Raw genomic sequence first — 13158 nt, 5'->3', positions numbered from 1 at the left:
ATATTAATTTTTATGGGGTTATTCATCATGGGCACATATACTGGCTGTCAGGGCGATGCGGTCGGCACCAATTCGCCGGAAAATAAAGACGCACCGGAAAATCTTGAGACCGCGACGTTTGCCGGCGGCTGTTTCTGGTGCATGGAGGCGCCGTTTGAAAAGCTTGACGGCGTATACAAGGTAGTCTCCGGCTACACCGGGGGACATACTGAAAACCCGGCCTATGAGGAAGTGTCAGCCGGCAGAACCGGCCACGCCGAAGCCATTCAGGTTAGCTATGATCCGGAAAAAATCTCCTATGAGCAGCTGCTGGATGTTTTCTGGCGGCAGATTGACCCCACGGATGCGGGCGGCTCATTCGTGGACCGGGGATCGCAATATCGATCGGCAATTTTTTATGAAAACGAAAACCAAAAAAAGCTGGCCGGGGCATCCCGCAAAAAGCTGGAAGCCTCCGCGCGGTTTAAAGAACCGGTTGTCACTGAAATCGTGCCGCTGGATAAATTCTACCCGGCGGAAGACTATCATCAGGATTATTACAAAACCCATCCCATCCGGTACAAATTCTATCGACACGGCTCCGGCCGGGATCAGTTCCTGACAAAGGTGTGGAAAAACGAAAAGGAAGTAGAGCAGGAAGCGGAAAAGGATACCGGGGCTTATAGCCGGCCGCCGGATGCGGAATTGAAAGAAAAACTCACCCCCCTTCAATACGCGGTTACCCGAAAAGATAAAACCGAGCCGCCGTTTGACAATGAATACTGGGAAAACAAGAAAGCCGGCATATATGTGGATGTGGTCTCCGGCGAGCCGCTTTTTTCGTCAACGGACAAATTCGAGTCCGGCACCGGATGGCCGAGCTTTACCCGGCCGATCAAACCGGATGCCGTGGTGGAAAAGAAAGACCGGAGCTTATTCATGACCCGCACGGAGGTGCGAAGCCGGCACGCAGACTCGCATCTGGGCCACGTATTTGACGACGGGCCGCCGCCCACGGGCTTGCGCTACTGCATCAACTCCGCCGCGCTTCGGTTTATCCCTGAGGATGAACTGAAAGAATCCGGATACGGGGAATTCAAAAAGCTTTTTGAATAAGGGCGTTGATATTATTTAAGGTATCAGACGCCCTTTATCGCGATATCCAGCGCTTGATCGATTTCATCCTCGGTGGTCATGCGGCCGACGCTGAACCGGAGGGTGCCCTTTGCCCAATCTTCGGCAGCACCCATGGCCACCAGGACGGGGGATATGTCCACAGTATCCGAATGGCACGCGGACCCGTCCAGCTTGATCCACGGGCAGATAGGTAACGGAAAACCCCTCGGTTTCCAGAAACCTGAAGACTTCGATGACTGTCGGATCATCCACCTGGAAGGTCACAATATGGCGCGGCCCCGGTGTTTCGGGAAGCCTTCTATATTTCGAAACTCGGGGTCTTTTAGCTTCTGGCGCAGTTGTTCGGTAAAATAAGCCCGCCTGGCCTCATCATTTTCAAATGTCATGCCCAGGCAGGTTAGCGGTTCGCCTTGTGTTTCAAACTCTTCATCAAAGAGCTGGCCGGATTCTTTTTTCCCGCGTACGAACTTGGTTTTAAACAGCTCCTGCTCCTTCATTCCATTTTCTCCAGTATCTTTTTTCCCTTGGAAGTATTCCCCCCGGGCTGCCGCCCGGGACCGAGCCTAAAAGTAACTTTAAAGGCACTGAGGCACGGTAAATTTGTTCTATCTATTTTTCAGGCGGGCACGGTGGCCCGCCCTACGAATGGGGAAAAACCTGATTCATCGTAGGGTCGGCCACCGTGCCGACCATAAATTTTTGATTTCATTAACCTAATACCTAATACCCAAAACCTAATACCCGTGAAGTTACTTAGAAGTATTCCCCCCGGGCTCACGCCCGGGACCGAGCTTAAAAGTAACTTTAAAGGCACTGAGGCACGGTAAATTTGTTCTATCTATTTTTCAGGCGGGCACGGTGGCCCGCCCTACGAATGGGGAAAAACCCGATTCAGCGTAGGGTCGGCCACCGTGCCGACCATAAATTCTTGATTTCATTAACCTAATACCTAATACCCAAAACCTAATACCCGTGAAGTTACTTAGAAGTCAGACGATATTTTTGTTTGCTGCTTTTGGGTTTGTCGGGGATTGTCATTTCGATTATGCCCAGGGCAATGCCCGGCTGTTGGTAGCGCTGCCTGAAATGTTTCTGATCTTTTAAGCCGAGAGCAGTCATTATCTCTTTTCTCGTCATATCTCCCTGCAGCACACTCAGCAGGCTTTTGACTTCGGGGGTGACTTCAGGGGCAACTTCGGGGGTGACTTCGGGGGCGTCATGGGCCTCATCCGTCAAATCCGCTTTGGCACTAAACTCCGGCACGCTGATGATCATGCGGAAAATATCACCCTCGATAAGCTGCGGATCCCCGCTGCCGTATTTCATCATGTTGCGCATGCCGGAGCCCAATTCGTCGGCCCGGTCGATTTCCCGGAAAAAGGCGCCGATTACAGGGTTTTTTGGATAGGGGGTAAAGGATTCCGAGTCAAGCCGGCCAAAACCGTGGGGGCGATTGGCGTTGTAAGTGTTAACCTGGCCGTATTCGATGATCAGCTGTCAAGCGACAATTATTTTTGAAGTCGGGCCGGGGTGGCGTTGGTGTATTCCCGGTGTATTAGCAGGTTTGATGCAACTTCCCGGGGAATGGCATCCCGCAGGCTTTTTCTTTCGGTGCCCTCCATCGGCTCCGGTTTCAAGAATTCTGGATGCAAATGTATGCCGACAGGCATGAAGACAGAATTCTGGATCGTTTATCTCCAAGCCTTTTCTTGCCCATCTGAAGGCCCTATTAGCTTGGTCGCTATTGATTTCTTTAAACGGCTTCTTTCCTTTCTTCTCAATGATTGCTTTGGCTCTTTCAGTTAAAGGGACTGTCCGTGGTTTCTGATTTTTAAAATCTTCGGGGAACAGAGTAATTACATCATCAGTCATCAAATTGGATTCATCAAGATCTACAGGAATTCCGCATTCGACGCACCAACGATCCACACATGAGTAAGTAGGTATGGTCTGAAGAAGAAAGGGGGCTTATAGAGGGTCTCAATTTGCCAAAACATCTCAGTTAATCACTCGTTCATCTTTTTAATCCAGAGACTCGTTCCGGAATTTTCCAGGCATAACGGCATGTACTGCTTAAAATAATACCCAAAGAAGTGGCAAACATAAGAACTCATAAGCACAATCTTATACATCTTATTAAACATCAGGAATGCCCTAAGAATATATGCTTCATTCCACGCTCTGCCTTCATAGACCCATTCTTTAGGGTATTCAAATGGCCAGACGATATCATGGAAGTGGACATGGACCCCTGGCTTAAGGACCGGCAGGATCTCAAATAGGATCTTATTCACATCACTGTTTATTTTGGATACATGAGTCGAGTCGACAAAGAGAATATCGTTCTCTTCCAGGTGCTCAAATCGATCCAGAGGCACATCCTGGAGTCTCATCTGTACCAAATTTGGTTTGTCTTCAGTTTTCAATAGTGACCACAAAGTATCCGGATAAGGTTCAATGAGAGTGGTGTCGATAGACCAATTAAAAAACCTTTCATTCGTGTCCAATGTCACACATGAGGAGAACCCGAACCTATCTCAATGACTCGCTTCGGTTTCAGGTAGCGCAACATACAGTAAAGGAATATGCCGTCAGCATAGACATAAGAGTGATTGTCTAAATAATACCGCAAGCCTTCCGTCTGGTTTGGTTCAAAAGGCATTTCCTCATAGAACTTCCGAAATGATTGGTCCAACAAACACATCTGTTCCATATCATTCATCTCAATACCATGAAGAACCTTTGGCATGCTGAAGATCCTTTCAGCATCTCTGTCGACTTCATCCAGGGATGGGATAGGTGAGTAAAAGTGTCCGGGGGGGACAAACTGCTTAACTGATGACATGGCACTTCCTCCGTTAGTAAGTATTTAAGGGATGCTTGGAAATAACAACTAATTCATATCACGCCTTTTTCTGCCAAAAGTATTTATTTATAGGTGTTCGTATTTATTTGCATGGAATTTATAATAACTTGTCAAGACTCCTTCGCTGACTTTTGCTATGTCCGGTCAATGATGGCCAGGAGCAGCCAATGATAAACAGCAAAATAATGTTGACTTGCTAATTGGGTCAATAGTTCTGAAATAAGGAAAAGCTTGATGTTTTGATCTTAATTGGGCTTTAAAAGAGAGAAATCAATTTCATAATCAAACTTTATCATAGCTTTCTTCAGAAGCATTTGCAATCCATACCGCTTCCCATATCGGCCCATCGTAATGGAATCGACAGAATGGCCCAGGAGTTCAGATATCATGTAAGGGTCAACCTGTTTCTGCTTGAGGTGGTCGGCAAATGTGTGCCGGAAATTTCTCCAGAAACAAAAAGCCCGTCCTCAGTTCATCAATTTAGCAAACTGAAAACGGGCTTTAAATAGCAATTGAAAGCTAATGATTTAACAGAATTTGATTTAGATCTGCTTTAAAAATCCTCCGTGCTTTTGCAAAGTCCCAACAGCAGTCACAACAGTCAGGCCTTTTTTAGCCTTTTTATTTTTCCGTTAAACCAACGTAACCTATTGATTTCTCTGGTGGTGCCGGAGGCGAGACTCGAACTCGCATGCCCCGAAAGGCGGAGGATTTTGAGTCCTCTGCGTCTACCAATTCCACCACTCCGGCACAACGTCATTCTATATATGAGAATTAAGCCATCCTGTCAATAGGGATGGCTTAATCGAAACCAAAACCCGGCTTGCCTGATCCGGCCGCCTTTTCGCATCGCTTCCGAATTGCCACATGCCGGAAGTGCTTATTTCAGGCTATTGAGAATATCAATCTCAGACACCCCGCCTTCGCGCAATACAACCGGCGGATCTGTGGTGACATCCACCACGGTCGATCCGGCGCCGCCTGCCAAGGGTCCGGCATCAAGGATCATCGCCATCTTGTTGGCAATATCTAAAGCAAGCTCCGAAAGTTGCGCGCATCCCGGCTCACCGGATAAATTGGCGCTGGTGCCGGTGATCGGATGGGGCAGTTCCGCGAGCAGGGCATCAGCCACGGGATGCGCGGGCATCCGGATACCGATTTTGCCGGTATTTCCGGTAAGTGCGGCCGGCACATCGGGTCCGGCGGCAAAGACAAGGGTGATAAGACCCGGCCAGAATCGGTGCATCAGCCGCCTTGCCGTTTCCGGAACGTCGTCGGCCAGCTCGTTTAGCCGGGCTTCAGATCGGATCAGCACGGAAACGGGCTTATCCGCGGCCCGGCGTTTGGCCTGAAACACCCGGGAGACCGCATCCGGATTATAGATATCCGCACCAATCCCATAGAGGGCGCGCGTGGGAAATACCACCAGGCGGCCGGTTTTTATCAGCTCCGCCGCCTGCCGGATTAAAATCTGGTCCGGCGCAACCGGGTCAATTGAAGCAAACCGGGAATTAAAATTTGAGGGCTGCTGCCTTTTGCTCAACTTTTTCCGCCATTTCCGACTTAAACTCTGAGAGCTGACGCTGTAGATCAGGATCTGAAACGGAGAGGATCTGAACCGCCAGTATTCCGGCGTTTCTGGCCCCGGACTTGCCAATGGCCATGGTGGCCACCGGCACCCCCGGCGGCATCTGAACGGTTGAGAGCAGGGAATCCCAGCCGGACAGGGCAGAGGAGTCAATCGGGACCCCGATTACCGGCAGTGTCGTGTGGGCGGCCAATACGCCGGCCAGATGCGCGGCATGGCCGGCGCCCGCAATAATGACCCGCATGCCGCGATCCAGAGCAGATGCGGCGAACTCCATGGCCCGGGCCGGGGTGCGATGCGCGGAGGCCACGGTGATCTCATAGGGGATGCCGAAGCTTTTCAAAACATCCCCGGCCGCCTGCATCACCTTATAGTCGGAGTCGCTGCCCATGACGATGCCCACCCTGGGCGGGGTTTCCAGCCGTTTCACCGCCTTTTGACCGATGTCCGAGCGATAGTAAACCCCTTTCCAGCTGATTTTGCCGGCCGCCTCATAGGCCTTTTCAATAGACTTATAAATGGTGTCCCCAAGGGCGGTCACGCCAAGCACCCGGCCGCCACTGGTGACCGGTTTGCCGTTTTTCTCCGCAGTTCCGGAATGGAACACTTCGACATCTTTCAGTCTCCGCGCCGCATCCAGTCCGGCAATTTCCATGCCTTTTTTATAGGATCCCGGATAGCCTTCTGCTGCCATAATCACGCACACGGCAAACCGCTCATCCACATCGATCCGGCATTTATCGAGTCCTCCGTCCACCACGGCTTCCATTATCGGGACGATATCGGATTTTACCCGCATCAAGAGCGGCTGGGTTTCCGGATCTCCGAAGCGTGCATTAAATTCAACCACTTTGACCTGGTCCCGCTCAATCATCAACCCGGCATAAAGCACGCCCTTGTAGGGCCGGCCTTCCGCGGCCATGGCCCGGACCGCGGGAATCATAATCTCTGAGAGGATCTTTTGCTGCATGGCCGCATCCACCAGCGGCGCCGGGGAATAAGCGCCCATGCCGCCGGTGTTCGGTCCCTGGTCATTATCATAGACCGCCTTATGATCCTGGGACGCCGGCAGGGGCACCACATGTTCGCCATCGGTGAACGCAATAAAAGAGGCTTCCTCGCCGGTCAGGCATTCCTCGATCACGACCTTTCGGCCGGCCTCACCAAAGCTTTCTTCTTTCATTATCCGGTCTAAAGCATCAAGCGCTGCCTCCCGGGTTTCGCAGACCATAACCCCTTTGCCGGCGGCCAGGCCGTCGGCTTTAACCACGATGGGCGCGGGCATTTTATTGATGTATTCTTTTGCGCTCTCAAATCCGGTAAATGCCCGGCCCGCTGCTGTCGGAATATTATAGCGCTGCATCAGCCGCTTGGCAAAGGACTTGCTTGACTCAATCTCGGCCGCTTTTTTGGTGGGACCGAAAATTTTCAGGCCCGCTTTTTCAAATTCATCCACGATGCCATCCGCCAGGGGCGCCTCCGGGCCGACCACGGTGAGATCCATGGCTTTTTCCCGGGCAAAAGCCAGTAATTTGGGGATATCTCCCGAATCAATGGCCACGCACTCGGCCGCCTGGGCGATGCCGGCATTGCCGGGGGCACAGTAAATTTTTCGGGCTTTCGGACTTTTTGCCATTTTCCAGGCCAGCGCATGCTCTCTGCCGCCGCTGCCAATGATCAAAATCTTCATAAATTCGGTCCTTTCTCAAAATCTGGTTGCCGGCGTTCAAGCCCCAGTTCGATCAGCCGGTCCAGGAGCTGGCCGAAGCTCATTCCCAGTGTCCCTGCGGCCAGGGGCAGTAGGCTTGCCGGGGTCATGCCGGGGATTGTATTGGTCTCAAGCACATAAATCCGGTCCTTGCGCAGGATCATATCCGTGCGGCTGCAGCCCTTGCAGAAAAGGGCGCGATGGGCTTTTACGGCCAGATTTTGGGCCTGTTGGGTAAGCGCCCCGCTGATCCGGGCCGGGCAGATTTCCCGGGTTTCGCCGGCCGTATATTTGGCGGTAAAATTGAAATATTCGTGATGGGCGGCCGGCACAATTTCAACTATCGGGAGCGATTCCAGGGTGTCGTTGCCGAGGACGCCGCCGGTGATTTCGATACCGGAGACATATTCCTCGATTAAGACTGTTTCATCTGCGGCAAATGCGATTTCCAGGGCCTCGGGCAAAGCATCCGCTTTCCGGACAATGCTCATGCCGATACTGGAACCGGAGCTTACGGGCTTTACCACCATGGGAAGCCCTATACGCGCCGCACAATCCGCTGCATCCACTCCAGCCTTCCGGGTCACCCCCATATAGGCCGGTACCGGAATGCCGGCGGCTTCATAGAGTTTTTTTGAGGCCAGTTTGTTCATGGCTAAGGCGCTGCCCAAAGGACCGGAGCACTGATATGGAATGTTTAGGAGGTCAAGGAGGCCTTGCACTGTCCCGTCCTCCCCGTTGGCACCATGAAGAATTACCAGGGCCACATCGATACCGGGGGCATCGGCAAAAAGTCTCGGAATATCGGCTTGGGGATCATAGCGGTGCACGTGGTATTTTTCTTTATCAAGCGCGGCATAAACCTGATCGCCGCCTTTTAAAGAAATGTCGCGCTCAGAGGAAGTGCCGCCGGCAAGCAGGGCAACAGATAGCTTTTTTCCCATAAACCCCTTTTTGAGATGCCTCTTTTGGTTCAATCCGCTTAAGCGCCGCCGGCCGGCCTACTGCCTGGGCGGGGCGTCTTTCATCAGCGCATTTTTGGCGCGATCGTATTCCTCAAAGGATATCAGGTTCTTCTCAAGCAGCCGGGCAAGCTCCGAGAGCTCCCGAACCCGCATGCGCTCCGGATCATCAAGCTGATACACGGACGACGGGCTCTCCTGCTCAATGGCCGGCCAATGAGTATCGCTGTTCTGGTTATCTATTTTAAACGAGGCCAGGCCGCCCAAGATATTGACTTCCACCCGCCGATCCTTTAATTCCGGCAATTCAAGCAATTTGGCGACCATGGTTTTTTCTTTCTGGATATAGCGGTAAAGCAGAAATAGCCCTGCGCCCGCAAGCAGCCCGCCGCCCAGCAGAATCCAGACCAGATAGTTGACAATGCCCCTGAAAATAAGGATCAGCAATCCGATGGCAGCCAGCAGGAGCACGTGAAAAAGCAGTATGGCAAAAGCCAAGAAAAGACTGCTGATTAAATGATTATCACTGGGTTTGCGTTTAAACATGAGTGTTCGATGTCACCATTTTTAAATCCCAATGGACCGGTACAAGCAGGGATTTTTTTAGGCGGGATCATCCGATTTTTTGCTGGTTGCCAGCCGGTCCAGCAGTGCGCCCTCATACTGCTGGGGCACTTCAAATTGGATCGCGCCCTGGCGCAGCGTGTTGAGCTTTAGTATTAAAAAATTCAATTTCTTCATTGTCTTATATTTCAGCCGGACATCGCTGATCTCTTCCAGCAGGGCTTCGGTTTGCCGGATCTCCTTTTTCAGCTCAATTTCCGGCGGCAGACAATCGGCGTTTTTCAATATGCGGTAGGCCAGGCGGAGTTCTTCCGGAATGTGGCTTAAGTCTTCTTTGGGCAGGGGTTTGCCCGCTCCCTTCAGGTTCTCGAATTCCCCGCGTTTCTGCGCCTGGGCAATCCGCTCCTCCACTATTTTTTCAAACCCGGTGTATACTGGAAACATGGATGGAAGCCATTCCTTGTTTATTTTCGAAAAAATAAGCCCCTCTGAAAAAGCAGAGAGGCATCAAAACATTTTTGGTGGCGATGCAGGGATTTGAACCCCGGACGCTGCGGATATGAGCCGCATGCTCTAACCAACTGAGCTACATCGCCGTATTCGAATATTAACCATCAGTTCAATTCAGCGCAACCGGATAGCCGTTTGGGGTTTTCGTAAGCAATCCAACAAAGTAAATAGATTGATACAATACCATTAATTGGCAGTATTGCCCGCCCAATGCCTGGATCAATTACGAAAGCCCCAACCGGAGCAAAGAATGCTCTTTAGCAATTCCCGAATTCTTAGTCAAGCCAAAAACACTCGGCTATTCTGTGGCAGAGGCAATCACCTCCACATTAAATTCCGCCATATTTTCCGGAAGACTGCCAAAGACCACCATAAAGGGGACGGATTGCCCGGGGGTCACATCCACATTGGCATCATCGTCCCCTCTACGGTTGGCCAGTTGTGTTTTAAGGGTTTCAAGGGATTGGCTGGAAAGCTCCGGATCCTCAACCATGTTTCCGGCAAAAGCGGTCTCGGAGCGAAGGACCTGCCCCGCAGGGTTAAACAGGTTCGCCTTCACCTGAATAAAACTGCGGGGCTGGTCGTATCGGTTGGTTACATTGCCGGTAACCACAAGCAGTTCACCGGCGGTTTCATTATTCACAAAACGATAATCCGGATTCGGAATCATTTCGATCTGCAGATTCCCCTGGTCGATGACAGCCGGTTCTTCTTCGCCGCCAAAGAAAAACATATAACCGCCTACGGCAATCGCCCCGAGCACGATCAGGATGATTGCTGTAATCAGCACGGGTTTTACCCGGCTTTTGCGGGCTCTGGCAAACGTGGGCTCAGAAACCGGGGCCACGGGCTCGGGCTCGGGCTCGGCTTCTTCTTCCGGAAAGGCCTCAAAAGCCTCGTCAGCCGCAGCAGCAGCAGGTTGTTCCGGGGCATATTCGGTTTCCTCTGGCGCTTCCTGTTCATCAACGGTTTCCAGGGAGATTTCCTTTTCATCCCCGAACCTGGCATCTTCCTCCTCGTCCAGCATCGTTTCAAGATCCAGATCGGATTCAGCGGCTTCGGATTCAGTCTCCACGGTTTGGCCTTCTGAGGCTGTCTCCAGATCCAAATCCAGTTCCGCACTCTCTTCCATGGTTTCCGTTGATTCGGCAGCCGGCGCTTCTTCCTCGAGAAAGTCCTCGATCTCGGAAAGATCGAATTCTTCTGTTTTGGCGGTTTCGTCGCCGGAGGGGCCCTCAGCCGTTTCGCCCTCGGGCTCAAGGTCCAGATCCAGGTCAAAGTCCTCGTCTGATGCCGCTTTTTCGGGCTCAGCCTCGGAGTCCAGATCCAGTTCATATTCCGCAGTCTCTTCTTCGGATTCAGGCTCAAGGTCCAGATCCAGATCAAATGCTTCATCCGAGACGCCGGCAGCCTCTTTTTCGCCCTCTGGCGTCAGGTCCAGGTCCAGATCAAAGTCTTCTTCAGCATCGGCGGACGCCGCTGCCTCCTGACCCTCGGATTCAAAATCCAAATCCAGATCAAACTCTTCTTCGCCTTCATCGACGGTTTCCGCGGATTCTTTTTCCGGTCTGAGATCCAGGTCCAGATCAAAATCCTCTTCCTCGAGCTCCGCAGTGCCTTCTTCATCTCCTGTTTCCAGGTCCAGATCGTCAAACTCATCCAATTCCAGATCCAGCCCAAAATCTTCTTCATCAGCAGTTTCGGTGGCAGGCTCGCCTTCATCCAGTTCGGCCTCAAAGTCTAAATCAAACTCCTCAAGCTCATCGCTTTCGGCTTCCGCCTTTTCCGGGGTTTCATCGAGATCGAGATCCAGGTCAAACGCTTCTTCTGTATCGCCTGCATCGCCAGCACTCGGTGGCCCCTCATCGAACTCGGATTCGGATTCGGACTCTAAATCAAATTCCTCGAGTTCATCGCTTTCGGCTTCCGCTGCCTCAGGGGTTTGTTCAAGGTCCAGGTCCAGATCAAGCGCCTCTTCCTCGCCGCCTTCTTCATCACCCAGGGCCTTTTCGAGCTCGTCCTCAAAATCGAGCTCAAAATCCTCGGTGGCCATTGACGGGGATTCTTCAGAAGCTTCTTTCTCAGGCTCTGCCGGTTTTTTGCCGCCGTTTTTTTTGTCTGCTGAATCAGAGGATTTTTCTTCTTCTGGTTCCTTGTCTAAATCAAAATCTTCCAATTCAGTATCAAAACCTCCTTCCATTTCTTTTTCTGGTTCTTCGGGCTCAAGCCATACATCCTCGGACTGGGGCTGAAGTTCCGGGGGTTCGGTTTCTTCGGCCACGAGGTCCGTTTCATCAAAAAGGGCTTCATCCTCGGTGGTCGTCCGGGTCATATCATCCAGATCAATCTCTGAAACCGCATCCATTTCCGAGGTTTCTTCAAAGTCGGACGTATCAGCCGACGACTCGCCAAAAACATCTTCATCCTCTGTGGTTTTGACGACATCCTCAAAGTCAATTTCAGAAGTCTGATACAACTCCGAACTCTCTTCAAATGGTGCCTCTTCGATTTCCGTTTCAGCGAAAAGGTCTTCATCCTCAGCGGTTCTGCCGAGATCCGCAAAATCGATTTCCCCGGTTTCATCCATCATGCCGGGGGCTTCTGACTTGCCGGTCAATTCATCGAGATCCACCAGTTCCCCTGAATCCGCTCCGGATTCCAAATCTTCTAAGGAAACGATCTCCTCCGATGCCGGGCCGGCCTCAAGATCCGAGAAACTGATTTCCGGTTCATCAGAGGGCCCAAAAACGGGGCTTTCCTCATCAAAAAGGGTCTCGGTTTCGGATACCTCCCGGGTAACTTCCGTGACATCCTCGTTGATCATGGCCTCCAGATCGCTGATAGTGTCGCCTTCCTTCATCCGGGCGGCCTGTTTGTCCGTATCGCGCAGCGCCTCCAGATCGGTGATGGTTTCACCCTCCATTGTGGCATCGCGGCCGGCTTCCCTGCTTTGCGCAAATTCTTCGTCCGCTCCGAAAATTCCCGGGGAGACATCGTCTTTATAGCCTTTTCCGGCCTGGTCTGCAGAGCGGCTATCCGGCATTGCCGACGGGGCATAGACGATAAATACATGCTGACATTTGGAGCATCGGACCTTTGAGCCCGATTCACTGACCATGCTTGACTTTAACCGAAAGCTTGTGCCACATGTCGCGCAGGTAATTATCATTTTTGTTCAATCCTCTTTGATTAAAATTTTAGATCATAAATCGCCGGCAAATTTCTATACTGCTCTGCATAGTCCAGTCCATAGCCAACCAGAAAGCCGCTTTTGACCGTATGACAGATATAATCAGCGTGAAACGCAATTTCACGGCGTTCATATTTATCGATTAACGCGCACACTTTGACGCTTCTTGCCCCCAGTTGCTGCAAGTATTCGATCAACCGGGTGATAGTGAGCCCGGTATCAATGATATCCTCGACCACCAGGATGTGTTTATTCGCCACATCAACGGAAATGTCGCTGCGAAAAGCAATTTCGCCGCCGGAAGAATCACTGCACCCATAACTGGACAACTGGATAAAATCGATTTCTACAGGAATGGTAAGCTGGCGGGCCAGATCGCTCAAAAACACAAATGCGCCTTTTAAAACCCCAAGCAGCAGGAGGTGCTCATGTTGATAATCGGCTGAAATCCGGCGGGCAAGGGAAACAACCTTCTGATGGATTTCATCGGCTTTCAGCACCGGCACCAAATCCGGCGTTTTTTTTAATATTGGTTGTTGAAGGCGTTCCTTCATTAAGCATTCCGCAATTTGTCACTTGGCTGATGCCGGGGCAAAATGCATCCAACCGGCCCATCGCCTGTGTTTATTTGCGGGCTTCCGTCAACCCGGTGAT

The 13158-nt window shown here is 51.5% G+C and carries 14 protein-coding genes and 2 tRNA genes; 1 reads left to right on the top strand and 15 read right to left on the bottom strand.

Annotated features, from left to right (window positions below; translation table 11 throughout):
- Positions 1–27 precede the first annotated feature (27 nt).
- Positions 28–1095, top strand: coding sequence for a peptide-methionine (R)-S-oxide reductase MsrB (msrB, locus tag U5L07_16660; protein ID MDZ7833377.1), 1068 nt, complete (start codon positions 28–30; stop codon positions 1093–1095).
- 23 nt (positions 1096–1118) lie between these two features.
- Here msrB and U5L07_16655 read toward each other — a convergent pair whose 3' ends face one another.
- The 15 genes from U5L07_16655 to hpt all read right to left on the bottom strand — a co-directional run bounded on the left by U5L07_16655 (position 1119) and on the right by hpt (position 13058).
- A complete protein-coding gene (locus U5L07_16655) occupies positions 1119–1256 on the bottom strand; it encodes a hypothetical protein (protein ID MDZ7833376.1) in 138 nt (45 codons plus the stop codon).
- A 120-nt stretch (positions 1257–1376) separates the two neighbouring features.
- Entirely contained in the window at positions 1377–1613 is a 237-nt protein-coding gene (locus U5L07_16650) for a hypothetical protein (GenBank protein ID MDZ7833375.1), read from the bottom strand.
- A 481-nt stretch (positions 1614–2094) separates the two neighbouring features.
- Positions 2095–2454 (bottom strand): hypothetical protein, encoded by a 360-nt coding sequence (locus tag U5L07_16645; protein MDZ7833374.1) that lies wholly within the window; start codon positions 2452–2454, stop codon positions 2095–2097.
- Positions 2455–2613: 159 nt separating this feature from the next.
- A complete protein-coding gene (locus tag U5L07_16640) occupies positions 2614–2988 on the bottom strand; it encodes a hypothetical protein (GenBank protein MDZ7833373.1) in 375 nt (124 codons plus the stop codon).
- Positions 2989–3122: 134 nt separating this feature from the next.
- The gene (locus tag U5L07_16635) at positions 3123–3629 is read right to left on the bottom strand and encodes a hypothetical protein (protein MDZ7833372.1); all 507 of its coding nucleotides are present in this window, start codon (positions 3627–3629) and stop codon (positions 3123–3125) included.
- Complete coding sequence (locus U5L07_16630; protein MDZ7833371.1) at positions 3626–3961, bottom strand: hypothetical protein; 336 nt, start codon at positions 3959–3961, stop codon at positions 3626–3628. Before U5L07_16630 ends, U5L07_16635 begins: the two co-directional genes overlap by 4 nt.
- Before the next feature lie 684 nt (positions 3962–4645).
- A tRNA-Leu gene (locus U5L07_16625) sits at positions 4646–4732 on the bottom strand.
- Positions 4733–4862: 130 nt separating this feature from the next.
- Positions 4863–5525: an L-threonylcarbamoyladenylate synthase gene (locus U5L07_16620; protein MDZ7833370.1), complete on the bottom strand. Its 663-nt coding sequence runs from the start codon at positions 5523–5525 to the stop codon at positions 4863–4865.
- On the bottom strand, positions 5494–7260 hold the full coding sequence (gene purD / locus U5L07_16615; protein ID MDZ7833369.1) for a phosphoribosylamine--glycine ligase: 1767 nt from the start codon (positions 7258–7260) through the stop codon (positions 5494–5496). The genes U5L07_16620 and purD overlap by 32 nt, the downstream gene beginning before the upstream one ends.
- The gene (locus tag U5L07_16610) at positions 7257–8222 is read right to left on the bottom strand and encodes a D-alanine--D-alanine ligase (protein MDZ7833368.1); all 966 of its coding nucleotides are present in this window, start codon (positions 8220–8222) and stop codon (positions 7257–7259) included. Before U5L07_16610 ends, purD begins: the two co-directional genes overlap by 4 nt.
- A gap of 57 nt (positions 8223–8279) precedes the next feature.
- The gene (locus tag U5L07_16605) at positions 8280–8738 is read right to left on the bottom strand and encodes a hypothetical protein (protein MDZ7833367.1); all 459 of its coding nucleotides are present in this window, start codon (positions 8736–8738) and stop codon (positions 8280–8282) included.
- Positions 8739–8843: 105 nt separating this feature from the next.
- Positions 8844–9248: a DUF1992 domain-containing protein gene (locus U5L07_16600; protein ID MDZ7833366.1), complete on the bottom strand. Its 405-nt coding sequence runs from the start codon at positions 9246–9248 to the stop codon at positions 8844–8846.
- Between the two features lie 75 nt (positions 9249–9323).
- Positions 9324–9400 (bottom strand) — tRNA-Met (locus U5L07_16595).
- A 212-nt stretch (positions 9401–9612) separates the two neighbouring features.
- Positions 9613–12483, bottom strand: coding sequence for a DUF3426 domain-containing protein (locus U5L07_16590; protein MDZ7833365.1), 2871 nt, complete (start codon positions 12481–12483; stop codon positions 9613–9615).
- 20 nt (positions 12484–12503) lie between these two features.
- Positions 12504–13058 (bottom strand): hypoxanthine phosphoribosyltransferase, encoded by a 555-nt coding sequence (gene hpt, locus U5L07_16585; GenBank protein MDZ7833364.1) that lies wholly within the window; start codon positions 13056–13058, stop codon positions 12504–12506.
- Positions 13059–13158 lie beyond the last annotated feature (100 nt).

The sequence above is a fragment of the Desulfobacterales bacterium genome, from assembly GCA_034520365.1.
Taxonomy (GTDB): domain Bacteria; phylum Desulfobacterota; class Desulfobacteria; order Desulfobacterales; family Desulfosalsimonadaceae; genus M55B175.
Note: the sequence above shows the minus strand (reverse complement) of the source record. Positions and strands in the feature narration are given on the sequence as shown.